This is a genomic window from Akkermansia biwaensis (assembly GCF_026072915.1).
Classification (GTDB): domain Bacteria; phylum Verrucomicrobiota; class Verrucomicrobiia; order Verrucomicrobiales; family Akkermansiaceae; genus Akkermansia; species Akkermansia biwaensis.
The window spans coordinates 2,372,108-2,387,476 of record NZ_AP025943.1 but is presented as its reverse complement, the minus strand read 5'-3'; the positions used below and the strand labels follow the sequence as shown (position 1 = coordinate 2,387,476).

Sequence of the window (15,369 nt, the reverse complement as noted above, 5' to 3'; positions counted from 1 at the left end):
CTTTTTTACTTCACCCCCTCTCCGTTCGCATGCGCAACCCCGAATTCGTCAAAGCCGCCTTCTCCGCCATTGCAACGCGTTATGTAGCCACCAACCATGTCTTGAGCATGGGGGTGGACCTGCTGTGGCGGCAGCGTGTCGTTCAGCTGGTCTCGGAATGGAAGCCGAAACGCCTGCTGGATCTGGCCACCGGCACGGGCGACCTGGCCCTGGCCATCCTGCGCGCCATGCCGGAAATACGCCTGACGGGGTCCGACTTCTGCCAGCCCATGCTGGATGTAGCCGCTGAACGGGGACTGACGAATCTGGTTTGTGCGGATGCCATGAACCTTCCCTTCCCCTCCGCTTCCTACGATGCCGTCACCGTAGCCTTCGGGCTGCGCAACATGGCCAGCTATCCGGACGCCCTGAAGGAAATGGGACGCATGCTGCGCCCCGGAGGGCACCTGCTCATCCTGGACTTTTCCCTGCCTGAAAACCTGCTGAAGCGCCCTTACCGTTTCTACCTGCACCGCATCCTTCCGCTCATCGCCGGATGGATGACCGGCCACCGCGAGGCCTACGACTACCTGGCCGACAGCATTGAAGCGTTCCCCAGCGGAGAAGATATGAAAAACCTGCTCCGGAACTGCGGGTACACCAATATCACGGCGGAACCCCTCAACGGAGGCATCGCCAGCATTTACACGGCCCAGAAATGAGTGCGGGAGACGCAAGAGAAGGCATCATCCGCGGCCGGGCTTCCCGTGCGCGGCTGGGCGGCAAACTGGCCGGGCTTTCACTGCCCCGGCAGATAGCCGTCATTGCCTTCTGGCCCTTTCTGGAACAGCTGCTGAGCTTCTTCGTCACCTCGTCGGACCTTTTCATCGCCACCAAGATAGGGGTGGACGCCCAGGACACCATCAACATCTCCGACGGCATGGGAGCCGTCGTATTCCTCATGTGGTTCGGCTTTGTGATCCAGGGTTCCATCATGATGGGAGCCACAGCCATCGTTTCCCGCATGACGGGGGCCAGGGACTACTCCCAGGCCCAGCACGGGCTGCACCAGGCCGCCATGCTCGGCCTGCTCGCCGGGATCATCTCCTGCGGGCTGCTCTTTGCATGCAGCGGATTCCTGGTCACCCACGTGTTGACCATGAATGAAGCCGCGCGGGAATACGCCCTGCAATACGTGTATGTAGCCGCATTCGCGGCCCCCTTCAGCGGCGTGGTCTTTGCCGTCAACGCGGCGCTTCGCGGTTCCGGGGATACCCGGTTGCCCTTCTGGATCATGATGAATGTGGGCATCCTCAATGTCATCTTCAGCGTCCTCTTCGTCTTTGCGGAAGCCCCGCTGGGCGGCTGGCGCATCGGCGGCATCGCGGCGGGAACGGTCTGCGGCTACGGTATCAGCATGTGCCTGCTTCTCTTCATCATGCTGCGGCGCAGGAAAAAAATCTTCGCGGAACATCCCGGTCTGTCCCTGGAAGAACTGGTCAGGGAAAAGGGAGAACACTATGCGCCGCCTCTGTACCTCTCCTTCTCCCATCTCCGGCCGGACATGGGCATGCAGAAGCGCATCCTGAAAATCGGCCTCCCGCAGGCGGTGGAAGTATTCGGCATGTGGGGCATCCAGATGTTCTGTCTCTCCATCATCAGCGAGCTTCCCATCACGGGCGTGCTGGGCGTCCACAACATTGCCGTGCGCATTGAATCCCTCAGCTTCCTGCCCGGCTTCGCCATCGGCATGGCAGCCTCCACACTGGTGGGGCAGTACCTGGGCGCCAGGAATGCGCTGATGGCCCGCATCACCATCTGGAAATGCATGCGGTACGCCCTCATCTTCATGACAGGCCTGGGTGTGCTCTTCTGCGCCTTCCCCGCCCTCTTCATGCAGATATTCTCCAATGGAAACATGACGCTCATTGACACGGGCATCCCCGTCCTGCGCACCATGCTCCTGGTGGAACCCTTCTTTGCAGCCTGCATCGTGATGAAAATGTCCCTGCGCGGTGCGGGAGACACGCGGCGGGTCATGCTCGTATCCTACGGCATCATGGGCTTCTTCCGGGTGGGGTGTACCTGGGCCTGGTTCAAGCTGGCCCCGGAAACCATGACCCTGTGGGGCATCTGGATGCTCTTCGCCTTTGAAATGGCCGTGCAATCCGTAATTCTTTATAAAATCGTCAAAGGACGGAGCTGGACGAAGCTACAAGTGTAACCTCCTGTGCCCGTCCTTGCGACAGGAAAACGAGCCTGAGGAGAAAACACCATCTTCCCATTCCAATCCCGTCAATTTCTTCCCCGGCCTGATTGGCTACGGCCATCCGGTCCAACAAGCGGAGCAGCACCTTATCGGAATGACCTCTTCAAGCAGCCTGTTCCTCCAGTCCTGCCAGGAAGAACTACCAGCTTCTTTCTTCCTCCGCCCATCAAAATGGCTGCCCGGTTTCCCGCCGCACAGCAACAGGCAGGAAACAAATAGCAGGCTATAATCACCATACTCCTTAAAACCTGGGAAACAGCCTTTTATTCCACTCCTTCAGAGCAGACTTCAATTTCTTCCGGTCATCTTCCTTCTTCATAGTCATCTTATCGGTGAAAAAATTTCTGTAATTGTTCATCCAAAGGCCGTCACCCCTTTTTCTCACATGTTCAACGGGAGAAGTAAAAATTTTCATCAACTCTGCATTAAATTTATCCTTCTTCTCCTGTTCCCGCTCAATCTGCCACGGCAGCCGCCTGGGTTCAGCCATCATGGCTTTCCATAATGCTTCATCTTCATCAATTCTTTTGATCTCCGCTACAACTTCCTTCAAGGATGAATAACGATGACAATTAATAAAAGCCTTCGGATTATATTCTTCCTCAACCAGAGGATTACCCCAGTAAACGGGAACGGTGCAGGCCAGAAAACTCGTTATTATCTTCTCCGTCGTATATCTCCGGTACCAGCTATTTTCACACGCTATGGAAAACTTATAGGGTTTTTTCAATAAAACGCTTCCTGCCAGCCAGTCCTCCGCCTCTCTTGGAATAAGGCATGGCGTATTATTTAAATGCTTTCCTATTGCATCCACCTTCTTGTAGGCGGAAAGCTCGGAAAACAACTGGATGCGGTACGGATGCCCCAGGCCGTGGGAATAAATATAATTGCAAAATCCGTCTTTCCCGCATAATGCATCGTCCGGATTCATTGTGTGAAGATCTTTTAATTTCATCCTCAAATCAAAAAGATAGGACATGCAAAGCAGCCGCCCATCGTCATCAGGCGCGTCAAAACCGATATGGTAATCAAACAAATTCAAATTGGGAGCCAGAGCCTCTCCCAGTACATCCATGATAACAATCTTTCCGCGGGATTCCTCCAGAAACTGAAGATAATTCTCTCTGGAAGACATATATAACCAAGGGAAGGCAATAAGAAAATCAGCCCTTTCCTTATCAATTTCAAACTCAAGAACAGATCCATCAATCTTCTGGAAACGCCGTAGAAAAAAATTAATTTGCCATTCCTCGGCGCCCTCTATGAAACCAACTTTTACCTTCATCCTAATATTGTTCAAAATCGATGAAATTATTATACAAATTCCCCACAAACAGTCAATTGGCACGGAAGGCAGGAACATGACTTTGCATCCTGCGTGCTATTAAAAGGCAAATCAGGAACACGTAAAACAATTGTCCAGTTCCATGGAAAGATTCCCTGCTTCGATTTCCAAAAGAAAATCATCTGCGGATTTCATCCATCTGCAATGGCTTTCACCAGCCTTTCTTATGGCAGCAATCTCCCCTGGAAATAGGTACTCTGATGGGCGCATATCCTCCGTACCTGATTTTTAAGGGCATATCTTCTGCAAATCCAAAACGTTCATAGCGGGATAAAAACTTTGCCTTCCCCGCCGGATTCTGCTAATATTTTCGCACGTTGTTCTTCAACGGGCTCGTAGCTCAGCGGTTAGAGCAGGGGACTCATAATCCCTTGGTCGTAGGTTCGAACCCTACCGGGCCTACCAAAACAAAGCCTTACAAGTTAACTACTTGTGGGGCTTTTTCTTTCTCTTTCTATTCCTCTCAAAAATTATTAAAAACGTGTAAAAACGCACCAAAACGTGAGGAAAATGGCACCACTTTAGCACTACCATGTTTGCCGCAGTGGCGGAAAACACATGAGTAGAGAAGTCATTTCCAGAATTACGAATAGCTGCCAGAAGAACTGGAAAGCAGGAAAGCTTCTCATCACTATTGCAGACTTTGTGGGCCACTAAGTCGTACAATAACATCTATGCAGAGGATGTGTGAATTGTATAAAACATCCGGTAATGGCGAAATTTTTATGCTCGCGATTCATCGAAATAAGTTGTCGGAGTTACAGATGACAATTGACTGGAAGCTATAAAAATTAAAACTATTTCATAAGTCACATAATTTTAATAACTTCAATAAATCTAAAAAAACTACTGAGACGGCAAATATTCTTTTACCATGACATGGACTTTTCCCGGCAAGCTGACTGGTACAACAATGCTCTCCATGGCCTTTTCACCATTACGCCCCTGGCTTTTTATCTTTGTGAAAGGCAGATTTCAGAAACGTTTCTCCAACAGAGGAACGGACCTCATTCTACCTTTCCTTTCAGACAATCACATGATGAAGGGCGTTGTCCAGAGCAAGGGAATCCTTGCCCGCCATTAAACACGCTTACCTATGCGCACGCCAAGCCTACATATAGGTCCGTTTAATAATAATTACATTTTTTTGATTTCTCTTCAAGAACGGGTCGACTGTTTTTATGATACACTTCTGATTCGTAAATTGTCTGAGGAATTAACTCCAGCATGTGCACATGCATTTCCATTCTGTGGGTTTTATTCCAGGATGTGAAATCAAATCTGAATTGATCGTTCATATTGCTTCCAAGAACTTTGTACTTCGTAAACAAAATAGAAAAATAATCATAGCCTTCATGCGTTCCATAGTAATATAGAGAAGGAGGAGCTGTTTGCGTGACTAAAGGATATACCAGCTGAGAATGAGAAACTTCTTTAACATTTAAAGAGCAACATGATTGCAGGATTATTAAAAAAATGATTATGAGTGAATACTTCATTCTATTCTCTTTTTCATTAAAATTTCCCCTGGGCCTGTTTGGTGTTTTATACTTTTGTCTATTTCCATAACTCCCATTTAGAGTCAGCATTCTTCATCCCATAGCCAATGGAACTGGCCATCCCCGAATAAGGATCAACGGGATGATCTTTCGATTACTCACCGTAGGGATACTCGATAAAAAACGACTTTATTAACTGTAAACTAATCAAATGTATTTTTCACCATCTGTCATGAGGAGAAATGGCTACTATTGCCAAATATTTATCTCCCTGAAATATTTTTTTATATAATATGAAAATCTCTCCAAACGGAAATGTCATCAATTTATGTTTATCTATTCCATTTTCTTGATTCAGGAATTTTTCCCGAATGTGTAACATACTATACGGAGTAAGATCGCCTTTTAAGAAATCATCATTTATCAATGAGTAGATTTCATGATTTTTTATTATTTCTTCATTAAAATCATTTTTTACTCCTGAAATATCCAGAATATTATCTGTACTTATGCCTGAATAAGAAACTTTTGCGTCCAGTCCGTCTTGTAATTTCAAGGCCTGCAGGTGAATGCAATCCGTCCATTGCTGATCAGTTTGGAAAATATAAATTATTCTTATTCTCCCCCGCATTGAAGTATGCAGCCTCCATGAATTTTGTGGAACACCCAGAGTATTCGCCATCATTTTTTCCCATGTATCGGGTTGAGGGGGAGATTTATCGCACCCACTGAGAATAATCATTAACAGAATTATATAAATTCTATTACATAAAATATTCATGCAAATATTCATAGAATTAATAATAGTTTTCTGTTCGTTCAATGTAAAATTACCCCAAACTTCAATTGGAAAAGATGCAGATGAATTACTTTGTCATGAACAATCGTTTCTAAAAACTGTTGTCAATCAATATTTCTTCCTGTGGGAATTACTCTCCCTTACATCGTATCAAGCTAAAAATACTCATTCAGAAATCAATAAAATAATATAGAATTTTTTAATTTCCGGTTCATGGATTTGTAAGAAAAAAGGTGCGTGTCAACGGTATCGAAAATCACTCAAATATATTTTGGGGAAACGGTTATTTCTTTTTGATAAAATCTCGGATGTTTTCGATAAAATATACTGTATCACTATCCGGAAAAACAAATACTTCTTTACTCTGTCTTTCAAAATACCCCATGCCACCGAAACATCCTTGGGGAGTGTTCACGGCACTGTATGTCAATTTTTCAAGATCATCTTTTTTTATGGCAAATGACATTTCAATCTCATGCTTGCTTGCAACATCTAAAATCGTTTTAATGTCAGAAGTTTCATCATTATAATGATAAACTTGAAAATTTATTTTATCTCCACCATTCATTGGCTTTAAAACAACATAACATTCAAACATATCTTCCATCTCTGTTATTTCTAAAGATATATAGGGGCTCTTTCCTGAAAGCACCAGGAATTTGGTTGTATCGACCAATATGGGAGAAGCTTCTATATTTACTGCGGCAAATGCCGCCAACAATAAAATAAATTTCATCATCATAATTTTTTAAGGTGTTCTTATATTCTGCCAAACGAACGGGAGATAGATACCAATTCTTGTATTTATTCTATTCGTACTTGTTTTGCTTATCTTTAGCTTTGTTAAAAATTCCCGCGGGCATCTTATCTCTGTATTATGTGCTTTCATGCCAGACTCTATCAATTCGCATCCGTACGCCGGACTGATAATTCCCTCTTGCCGCTGAATAAGGTTTCTACCTGCCATCGAATACTATTTTTGAGTTGGGAGCAAGTATATCCTCTAAATGGCCCTGTTCATGCTGTCCGATAAATTAGATATTTAGTATTAAACGAATAGGTGAATAGAAAAGACCGGAACAAGACATCCCCACAAGAAAAACTGTATTTGTTTCAGGTGTCTGGGAGACATGTTTCCGCTGGCAGCAAGTGCCATGCAAGCTTCATCCGGACTCCCATGCTTATTTATTTACAAAAAATGTATAGAGCAATAGACATGCAAGCCATCAACAACGTGTATAAAGAACTTAAGAATATGGCAATCGCTACATACCCAACAGATTGGGATAGAGCTACCAGAAGGAGTCCACACCAAATAATAAAAGACAGAGATCCCATGATCTCAGCCGTTATTTTGTATCTTTTAACTATATATTAAACTTCCTTTTTTATAAAAATTCTCTTCCTGTTTAGTTTTAGATATCAGCCAGCCCATCAAAAAAGATGAAACCAGAACCCATAATAACTCAGACATAAACCCAGAATTTTTTACTTCAAGGAGCCCATGGTGTAGGTGGTAAAGGTGAGTATGGTAAGGAGCCGGACGATTGGTCGTATCGGAAATAACCGCTCAAAAATTCGGAGGTTCATAGGATACACAAGGTTTGGGGTTAATGATTAACAAAAAAACGAGGGTAGTTCCTGAGAATCGCCCTTCTCGTACCATATGTCCGTATCCGATGTCAACGCAATTCACACGGATTTCCCGTATTTATGTTAGGAAATAATAGTGTCTATCATAATATTTATGTAACCAATTCATTTCCATCATAAGCATCCATATGATCACGAGTTGGGTTTTCCGAGTCATCTTCTGGGAGAGAAATTCAGAAAATATCTTTTTTCTCTGCGGTATAATAAATTTCCTATTTCCTACTTGCATCCTGTTTTCTCCCCTCTTCCAAAAAGATAATTTGCTGCAACCTTTAAATCATCTGGAATCTTTGAAGCTCCCTTTTTGCATTGTTGGGCCGCCCTTGATCGGTTATAAGGATGCACGCCAACGAGCAACCGTCCCAGGAGATTCTCTCAACGGGCATCTCTGGAAAATACACACTATTTGTCAACCAAACTACAGGGATGATACGCATGAAAAGATTGCTGCCGTTTTTTGCCGCTCTGCTGGGGCTCCTTCCCTGCGCCTGGAGCGCCAACATTCCCAGTGACAGCATTCCGTTCGAGCTCGGAACCGCCAGCCGCATTTACGTGAAATGCCATGTCAACGGCAGCCGGCCCCTGCTCTTCCTTTTTGATACCGGCGCCACTTCCATGGTCATCAACAGCAATTCCCTGGAAGGAATCCCGATGGAGTTCAATGAAACTATTGTGAATTACGGTGCCACGGGTTCCAATGAGGTCCGCAAAAGCGCGGAAAACAAATTTTCCGTCGGAAAGCAGTCCCTGGCCGGCGTCCCCTTCATCGCCATTCCCTACGCCCGTGACCAGTGGGACGGCGTTCTTGGCCTCTGGTTCATCCAGCGGCAGGTCACGGAAGTCAATTACACGGACCGGAAAATCTACCTGTATCCGCACGGTTCCTACACACCGCCGCCGGACGCCATCCGCCTGAAGATGGAATACGTGATGGGAATCCCCGTAGTTCCCGCCCAGGCAACGGTCAACGGGAAGGTTTACCAGCTCCGCCTGTCGGTGGATACGGGTTCCGACCGCGTTCTGGACCTCAATACCCCCTTTGTCAACAAGCACCGCCTCCTGGGCAGCCAGGTTCCGTTCTCCGTCTCCAGCATTTCCAGTTCCGATACCAATAAGGGCAGGCTAGAGAACGTCATTTTCGACAGCATCCAGCTCGGCGCCTGCAAATTGCCGCTCATTCCCGGAGCGTTTTCCACCGTCACCAGCGGCATCCAGAGCATGCCGGAGATGGACGGAGTCATGGGCAACAACCTTCTGAAGCGCTTCAACCTCGTTTACGACTCCCAAAACAGCTGCCTTTACCTGATTCCCAACAACCTGCTTTACACGCCTTTTTACGACTGCCTCCTCCAGCCCCGGAAGACAGTGCCCCAGGCGCCTGCCTGCACGGCAGGAAGATGAACCGGAATGCCCGCCTACCGGGAGCTTCCGCGCAGGTTGATGATCCGGGTGCATAGCTCCACCAGCTTGTTTCCGGCGCGGGAATGCAGGAACCGGTAAAGGCCGAACAGGGCACACCTCACGCGGAAGTCGTGCCCGCAGGCAATGTGTTTCAGGAGACGGAAAGGGGATTCCGGGGACTGGGCAAATTCTCGCCAGCCGTATTTGTCCAGCAGGGCGCGGACCGCATCCAGGGCTTCCTTTTTCTCTCCCGCCGTCTGGTGGAGCAGGTTGGACGAGAAAAGCTGGATACTGCCGTTCAGCCAGTTCAGGACCGTTATCCTGGCTTTTTCCAGACAGCCCAATTCCCGGTAGGCAGCGGCGATCAGGTCCACGCGCTCCAGAGCCGGATAAAACCCGGAGCCCTTTTTATCCGGGGCCTTGTACACGTTAACCAGGGAATCCGGACGAGTAGGACGGTAAATGTACAGGCAATCCGGTATTTTGACAATATTCCGCACATAGGGGTGAAGCAGGTTGTTGAACAGGGCATCGCTCCCCTGCTTCATTCCCTCCCGGAAGCGGAGGCCCGTCTTTTTCAGGAAATCCGCACGGTAAAGCTTGTCCCAGCACAATTCGCTGAACGTTCCCATGGACGCAAAATCGTAATGGCTGCAGTGCCATTCCGGGCATTGCAGGCCGTTGAGCATGCTCCACCGGACGGAGAGCGGCATGTCCCCGGCAATCGTGGCCCCCATGCAAACCAGTTCCGCGCCATATTGTTCCGCCGCCAGATACAGGCGCTGGAACATGACGGGAGAGACATAGTCGTCGGGGTCGGCAAACCCGATGTACTTTCCGCACGCGGCATCCAGCCCGGCATTCCGGGCCGCCGCCACCCCCGCATTGGGCTGGTTGATGATGCGGATTCTTTCGTCCGCGGCTTCATATTCCCGCAGGATGTCCGGCGTTCCGTCCGTGGAGCCGTCATTGATGCAGATGATTTCTATGTCCCGGAGCGTCTGGGCGCAGACGGTATCCAGGCATTTTTTCATGAATGCGGCTACATTGTAGCACGGAATGATAATGGAAACGAGTGGCATGGTCATCAGGAAAGGTTTGTGTTTTCAGAATTCTTCAATGCATGGAACAGGTCCATCCAGGAATGGGCAATGGCATCCAGACCATAAAGTCCGGCCTTCTTCCGGGCGGCGGCTCCCATGGCGCGCCGCAGTTCGGGATGTTCAATCATCCGGATGACGGCCTCCGCCAAACGGTCCGTATCCCGGAGCGGAACCAGCAGGCCGTCCTTTTCCGGTTCAATCAGATCCCGCGGACCGCACGGGCATTCAAATGCCACGCAAGGCACGCCGCACGCCATCGCCTCCACCAGAACCATTCCGAACCCCTCAAAAAGGGAGGAAAACACCAGCATGGAGGACTGCAGCAGTTTTTCCTGCACGTCGGGCGTAGCCCCGCGCAGAAACACCTGCCTTTCCAGCCCCTTTTCCCGGACAAGGTTTTCAAGGGGTTCCTTTTCCGGACCGTCCCCCCATATCTCCAGTTTCCATCCGGGATGGACGGCAGCCACTTTTTCCCACGCACGGATCAGAAGGTCAAATCCCTTGACCGGAACAAGACGTCCCACGGCAACCGCGCGGGGGCGGTCCAGGGAGGCAGCCCGTTCCGTCCGGCGGATGCACGGGTTCGGAATCACGTGCACGCCCTTCCTTCCCTTCCAGTTCGTCTCCATATCCTGCCGGGTAAGCACCACCGTGGCATCATAACTGCCCTGGCGGAGCGCGAATTCATAAAAATCGGAAACGGCGGCCATGACCCGCGCCCTCATCCCGCCCTGAAGCCGCGCGTAATCCTTCCGGTAGGTGCCGGAGTAGTGATATTCGCGCACGGTTTTCCACGGCCTGCCGCGGGAAATCCGGGGAATCATAAACTTTTCCGACTGTCCTACGGAAATGACGATATCCGGCTCCAGTTCCCCAAGGGTTTTCCGGAGAGCCTCCGCATGGCGCCTGCGCCTGATGAGAATGCCCTTCATCACATACAGGAATCCCTTCCAGTCGTCCTCATAATAATTCACACCCAGGGTCACCACCCTGACGCCCGGCGGCAAATCCGCCGCAGTCCGGCGGGCGTCGTTGGCCGCCACCAGAACGACTTCATTACCCGGCACGGCGGCCAGGGCCGCGGCCTTGGCGCGCGTGACGGCCTGAATTCCTCCCGCCGCGTCCAGATCATCCAGTACGTAGGCAATCTTCATATTCCGGTCATCCGTTGTTTCTGTTTTTCATGATAATCAGGCACATCAGCGCTATTCCGAAGGGCACGGCCGCCAGCGTCAGGAACGGATGCGGGGATTCCTGCAAAAAGCGGGCATGGCGCGCCAGCAGGGAGGCGGACACGTAATGCACCGCCTCCATGAAGCGCCTGCGCCCGGAAGGCTGGCGCTTCATCCCCTCCTTCCTCAGAAAGGCAAATCCCCTGGGATTCCGGACGTACTGCCTGAACATGTTTTTCGAGGAGCCGTCCTCCCGGTATTCCACCAGGCACAGCACCCTGTTGATGGCCAGCAGGGGCGCCTCTTCGTCCGCCAGCATGTACTTGTAGCCCAGCCCCACATACTTTTCACCGGGAAACACGGGATAAGGCGGCAGCCGCTTCATCAGCGCGGTCCGGTACACGAGCTTCTTGTCCCCCCTGCCCCCCGCCGCATAGAATCCGGTCAGCGTCATCTCTCCGCCGTCCTCTTCAAAAGCCGTTCCGATGAGTTCTCCGGTCCGTACGTCGGCGTCCAGCCCCGCAATCCCGGCCAGCCGTTCGCTGCCGCGCCGCTTCCAGAGTTCCAGAATGGAGGCCACGGCGTCTTCCGTCATCAGGTCGTCGGAATCCAGGCAGACGTTGAGTTCCGTGTCCATGAGCCTGTACGCGGCATTATGGGCCGTGTGCATGCCTCCGTTTTCCTGATAGTGGTAGCGTATTTCCAGATGCCCTGCCCGTTGCCATTCCCGCACCAGGTCTGCGGTTCCGTCCGATGATCCGTCATCGACGACCAGCCAGACAAAGTCGCGGCAGGTCTGCCTCAGCAGGCTTTCATAACAGCGGCGCAGGCATTCCGCCCTGTTGAAGGTCGGCGTGAACACGGTCAACGTCTTCATTTCCTTCATGATTCACCTCCCTGTTCCAGATAGAATTCCTGAAGCTTCTGCGCATTGCCGGCAATGTCCAGCCCGGCTTGCCGGATGGCCGCCGCCGTATCGTTCCGCCGCCATCCGCGGGCCAGTTCTTCCATTTTCCGCGCCCAAACCTCCGGGGATTCCCTGAGGGACAGGAAGCTTACATGGCCCGGCACCACCGCGGCATCTTCCGGAACCCGGTCGGAGGCCAGAACGGGCAGCCCCGCCGCCTGGGCCTCCAGCATGGCGATGCCGAACCCCTCAAACCACGACGGGAAAACGAAAACGTCCATTCCCTGCAGCAAATCCGGAATATCGTCCCTGCCGCCCAGCAGGCGGATGCGTCCCCGCCATTCCGCACGCTCCGCCTCCTGTCTGACCTGTTCCTCCTTTTCCCCGCCGCTTCCCGCCAGCACCAGAAGGGAATCCGGGTGCAGGCCCAGGAACGCCTGAAAAACGCGCAGCAGAAACTCATGGTTCTTGGGCCAGGAAAAGTTGCCCGTGTGGCCTGCCACCAGTTTTCCCTCCCAGCCCATTTCCCTTCTGACCCGCTCACGGGTTTCCGGAGAATAACTGAATTTTCCCGCATCAATGGCGTTCCGGACCACCACGGCATCCTTCATTCCCTTGCGGCCAAAGAGCCAGCGGCCGCACAATTCATTGCACGTGAAACGGTGCGTCAGGTACGGGCGCATCAGATGCTTGAGCAGAAAACGGAACAGGGAATTTTTATCCATTCCCAGCGGGGAACTGTGCGCATGCGCCGCAATGAAAGGGATGTTCCGTGCGGCCGCTTCGCGGTACACCCAGTAGCCCAGCTCGGAGCAGTGCCCGTGAACCAGCCTGTATTCCGGGTGTTCGTCAAAGAAGCGCGCCACCTCCCTCCTGTATGCGGCCAGACCGGACAGGGTGATGGGCGGCAGCCTGTAAATCCGGCCGCCCAGTTCCCGGATTTCCTCTTCATAAATGCCGGGGGTCTCCCGGTGAACCAGGAAATCGAACTGGAGCCTGCGGCGGTCGATATGGCGGTAATAATTCATGACCATCGTTTCCGCGCCTCCGCGGTTCATGATGGTGAATACCATTAATACTCGTTGGGGGGTCATGTTGCCAGGATTCGCTTGATGATTCGCAGGAGCAGGTACAGGCCGGGAACGAATCCCGACTTCGCCGCCAGAAAAAACGTTTTCCAATGGAGCGGGAGCGGCTTCAGGGGAAGCGTTCCGACCGCCGCACGGCACCAGTCCCGTTCCAGCAGGTTCCGGAGCATGGCGGCGTGCCGCAGCGGAGACCCAGGAGCATCGCAGATGTTCAGCCCCAGAAAGATGACGGACAGGGCCATGCGGTTCCGAAGGGCCCGCTCAGCCTCCGGACACGCGCCATGTTTCCTCACATGTACATCCATGCGCCTGAAGAGCTCCTCCCACTGCGCCACCAGGTCCGGCTTGTACCTTCTGGTCAGCGCCCCGGAAGCCGTCTTCCGGTAATGGTAGAACGTGGAAGGAATATAGACGGCCCTCCGGGCCGCTCCGAACAGGGAAAGATTGCAGAGAACATCCTCCGCGGAACCGATGAGCGCGGTATCCACAAACGCGGACTCCGCATCCCGGAACAGGGAACGCCTGTAAAGCTTGCCCCAGGCCGTTCCGTAGGAATCCATCCTTTCCGGCCGGGCCAGTTCCGCGCCGCCGGGACCCAGCAGGCGGGTTCTCAGCCACGCCATGGCTTCCCCCTCAAAAACGTGTTCCTCTGGCCAGAACAAAACCGGGGACGAGACCGATTCATATTCCTTCACATAGCTCCAGAAGACAATGTCCGCATCCCGTTCCCGCATGGCTTTTACGGCGTCCGCACACGCATGTGCGTCCAGCCAGTCATCCGCATCCGCAAACATCACGTATTCCCCGTCCGCCCGTTCCAGCCCGGCATTGCGGGAGGCGGAAAGTCCGGAATTTTCACGGGCAAGAACCTCCACCCGGCTGTCCCTGCGGCGGAAGTCTTCCAGAATGGCTCCGGTGCCGTCCGTAGAGCCGTCATTCACGCAGACAACCCGGATATCCCGGTACGTCTGGTTCAGGATGCTTTCCAGGCAGCGGGACACGTAAGCTTCCGCATTGTACACGGGAACGATGACGGAAATCATGGCCGTCCCCCCTTTCCTTCCTCCAAAACCCGGCCGTACAGCCTGTTCCACTGCTCCGCCACCGTTTCAGCCGCGTAACGCCTCACATGTTCCCGTGCCTTCGCCGCCAGGGCGCCACGCAGCACTTCATCCCCCATCAGGCGCTCCAGGGCATTCGCCAGCCCGGGAATATTGTTTTTCTCCACCAGCAGGCCGTCTTCTTCATGGCTGATGATGTCCGCGGGACCGCAGGGGCAGTCAAAGGCCACGCACGGCACGCCGCACGCCATGGCCTCCACCATCATCATGCCGAACCCCTCATATTTGGAAGACATCGCACAGATGGAGGCTCCCAGGTACGCCGCCATGATTTCCCTCGTGGGCGGATGCAGCACGAAGCTTTCTTCCAGCCCCGCCGCCCGAATCGCCGTTCTCAGCCTGCCTCCGTCGCGCTCCGCGCCGAACAGGTCCAGCCTCCAGTCCGGAAATTTCCCGTGCACCCTTTTCCAGGCCTCCAGCAAGGCCCCATAGTTTTTCTGGGGAGAGATTTTGCCCACGGCAATCACCCGCTTTTCCTTTCCGGAAGACGGAACGGACGGATAAAAGGGAAGAGGGTTGGGAATGACCTCCACATTGCGCATATTCCATTCCGCCCTGTTTCCGGAAGCAGGCACCACGAAGCGGGCAAAGCGCCCCCCCAGGAAACGCATGGCGGCAAATTCCATCTTCATGAAAACGGAAGGGGCGTTGCCCTCCGTCTGGATCATCCGGGAAACATGGCGTTCATAGATGACCGGACGCCGCCCGGACAGCAGAAGGGGAATCCAGAATCCCTTGAACCCGTCGTCGCACACGTCCACCACATCGGGATTCACGGTACGCACCGTTTTCCGGATGCCCCGTACCCAGGCCGCCAGCCGTGCCAGGGAGCTACCCTCCATCGCAACGTGATGAACACGGATTCCCGGGTGAAAATCGTAAAAGGGCTCCGCACCCCGTTCATTCAGAGTCATGATATGGATTTCGTCCCCGTATTCTTCCGCAAGCAGGCGCGTCCGGACGGACAGAACCCGTTCCAGCCCTCCCGGCCCGGTGATGCCGTTGGCAATGTATAAAATGCGTCTTCCCATGT

At 52.1% G+C, this 15,369-nt stretch carries 13 protein-coding genes and 1 tRNA gene; 5 read left to right on the top strand and 9 right to left on the bottom strand.

Going from position 1 to position 15,369, the window contains the following annotated elements; genetic code table 11:
* The first annotated feature begins 29 nt into the window (after positions 1-29).
* Genes OQH67_RS09850 through OQH67_RS09840 form a run of 3 tightly spaced genes read left to right on the top strand, consistent with a single transcriptional unit; the run spans position 30 to position 2,477 of the window.
* On the top strand, positions 30-701 hold the full coding sequence (locus OQH67_RS09850) for a ubiquinone/menaquinone biosynthesis methyltransferase (RefSeq protein ID WP_215434819.1): 672 nt from the start codon (positions 30-32) through the stop codon (positions 699-701).
* On the top strand, positions 698-2,203 hold the full coding sequence (locus OQH67_RS09845; protein ID WP_215434820.1) for an MATE family efflux transporter: 1,506 nt from the start codon (positions 698-700) through the stop codon (positions 2,201-2,203). Before OQH67_RS09850 ends, OQH67_RS09845 begins: the two co-directional genes overlap by 4 nt.
* Positions 2,204-2,219: 16 nt before the next feature.
* Complete coding sequence (locus OQH67_RS09840; protein WP_215434821.1) at positions 2,220-2,477, top strand: hypothetical protein; 258 nt, start codon at positions 2,220-2,222, stop codon at positions 2,475-2,477.
* Positions 2,478-2,489: 12 nt separating this feature from the next.
* Here the strand turns inward: OQH67_RS09840 and OQH67_RS09835 are convergent, their stop codons facing one another.
* Positions 2,490-3,611, bottom strand: a complete 1,122-nt coding sequence (locus OQH67_RS09835; protein ID WP_215434822.1) for a glycosyltransferase family 10 domain-containing protein — start codon at positions 3,609-3,611, stop codon at positions 2,490-2,492.
* A 311-nt stretch (positions 3,612-3,922) separates the two neighbouring features.
* Between OQH67_RS09835 and OQH67_RS09830 the strand changes: the two genes are divergently transcribed.
* Positions 3,923-3,998: transfer RNA gene (locus tag OQH67_RS09830), tRNA-Ile, on the top strand.
* Between the two features lie 1,314 nt (positions 3,999-5,312).
* Here OQH67_RS09830 and OQH67_RS09825 read toward each other — a convergent pair.
* Entirely contained in the window at positions 5,313-5,834 is a 522-nt protein-coding gene (locus tag OQH67_RS09825) for a hypothetical protein (protein WP_215711718.1), read from the bottom strand.
* Positions 5,835-6,174: 340 nt separating this feature from the next.
* Positions 6,175-6,633 carry a hypothetical protein gene (locus OQH67_RS09820; RefSeq protein ID WP_215434824.1) on the bottom strand — a complete coding sequence of 153 codons (459 nt, stop codon included), beginning with the start codon at positions 6,631-6,633 and terminating at the stop codon, positions 6,175-6,177.
* 1,346 nt (positions 6,634-7,979) lie between these two features.
* Between OQH67_RS09820 and OQH67_RS09815 the strand changes: the two genes are divergently transcribed.
* Positions 7,980-8,945 (top strand): retropepsin-like aspartic protease, encoded by a 966-nt coding sequence (locus tag OQH67_RS09815; protein ID WP_215434825.1) that lies wholly within the window; start codon positions 7,980-7,982, stop codon positions 8,943-8,945.
* Positions 8,946-8,959: 14 nt separating this feature from the next.
* On the opposite strand, the gene OQH67_RS09810 is transcribed toward OQH67_RS09815, so the two are convergent.
* The 6 genes from OQH67_RS09810 to OQH67_RS09785 are packed head-to-tail and all read right to left on the bottom strand — an operon-like array spanning position 8,960 to position 15,367.
* The gene (locus OQH67_RS09810; RefSeq protein WP_215458856.1) at positions 8,960-10,033 is read right to left on the bottom strand and encodes a glycosyltransferase family 2 protein; all 1,074 of its coding nucleotides are present in this window, start codon (positions 10,031-10,033) and stop codon (positions 8,960-8,962) included.
* Complete coding sequence (locus OQH67_RS09805) at positions 10,033-11,202, bottom strand: glycosyltransferase family 4 protein (RefSeq protein ID WP_215434827.1); 1,170 nt, start codon at positions 11,200-11,202, stop codon at positions 10,033-10,035. The genes OQH67_RS09810 and OQH67_RS09805 overlap by 1 nt, the downstream gene beginning before the upstream one ends.
* Before the next feature lie 7 nt (positions 11,203-11,209).
* On the bottom strand, positions 11,210-12,106 hold the full coding sequence (locus OQH67_RS09800; RefSeq protein ID WP_215434828.1) for a glycosyltransferase family 2 protein: 897 nt from the start codon (positions 12,104-12,106) through the stop codon (positions 11,210-11,212).
* Complete coding sequence (locus tag OQH67_RS09795) at positions 12,103-13,221, bottom strand: glycosyltransferase (protein WP_215434829.1); 1,119 nt, start codon at positions 13,219-13,221, stop codon at positions 12,103-12,105. Before OQH67_RS09795 ends, OQH67_RS09800 begins: the two co-directional genes overlap by 4 nt.
* On the bottom strand, positions 13,218-14,258 hold the full coding sequence (locus tag OQH67_RS09790) for a glycosyltransferase family 2 protein (protein ID WP_215434830.1): 1,041 nt from the start codon (positions 14,256-14,258) through the stop codon (positions 13,218-13,220). The genes OQH67_RS09795 and OQH67_RS09790 overlap by 4 nt, the downstream gene beginning before the upstream one ends.
* Entirely contained in the window at positions 14,255-15,367 is a 1,113-nt protein-coding gene (locus OQH67_RS09785) for a glycosyltransferase family 4 protein (protein ID WP_215434831.1), read from the bottom strand. Before OQH67_RS09785 ends, OQH67_RS09790 begins: the two co-directional genes overlap by 4 nt.
* Between the last annotated feature and the right edge of the window lie 2 nt (positions 15,368-15,369).

Coding starts and splice junctions, on each gene's coding strand:
- OQH67_RS09820 (WP_215434824.1), bottom strand. CDS start 6,633: ATGATGATGAAATTTATTTTATTGTTGGCGGCATTTGCCGCAGTAAAT.
- OQH67_RS09785 (WP_215434831.1), bottom strand. CDS start 15,367: ATGGGAAGACGCATTTTATACATTGCCAACGGCATCACCGGGCCGGGA.
- OQH67_RS09810 (WP_215458856.1), bottom strand. CDS start 10,033: ATGACCATGCCACTCGTTTCCATTATCATTCCGTGCTACAATGTAGCC.
- OQH67_RS09835 (WP_215434822.1), bottom strand. CDS start 3,611: ATGTTCCTGCCTTCCGTGCCAATTGACTGTTTGTGGGGAATTTGTATA.
- OQH67_RS09825 (WP_215711718.1), bottom strand. CDS start 5,834: ATGATTATTCTCAGTGGGTGCGATAAATCTCCCCCTCAACCCGATACA.
- OQH67_RS09795 (WP_215434829.1), bottom strand. CDS start 13,221: ATGACCCCCCAACGAGTATTAATGGTATTCACCATCATGAACCGCGGA.
- OQH67_RS09850 (WP_215434819.1), top strand. CDS start 30: ATGCGCAACCCCGAATTCGTCAAAGCCGCCTTCTCCGCCATTGCAACG.
- OQH67_RS09845 (WP_215434820.1), top strand. CDS start 698: ATGAGTGCGGGAGACGCAAGAGAAGGCATCATCCGCGGCCGGGCTTCC.
- OQH67_RS09800 (WP_215434828.1), bottom strand. CDS start 12,106: ATGAAGGAAATGAAGACGTTGACCGTGTTCACGCCGACCTTCAACAGG.
- OQH67_RS09805 (WP_215434827.1), bottom strand. CDS start 11,202: ATGAAGATTGCCTACGTACTGGATGATCTGGACGCGGCGGGAGGAATT.
- OQH67_RS09815 (WP_215434825.1), top strand. CDS start 7,980: ATGAAAAGATTGCTGCCGTTTTTTGCCGCTCTGCTGGGGCTCCTTCCC.
- OQH67_RS09790 (WP_215434830.1), bottom strand. CDS start 14,258: ATGATTTCCGTCATCGTTCCCGTGTACAATGCGGAAGCTTACGTGTCC.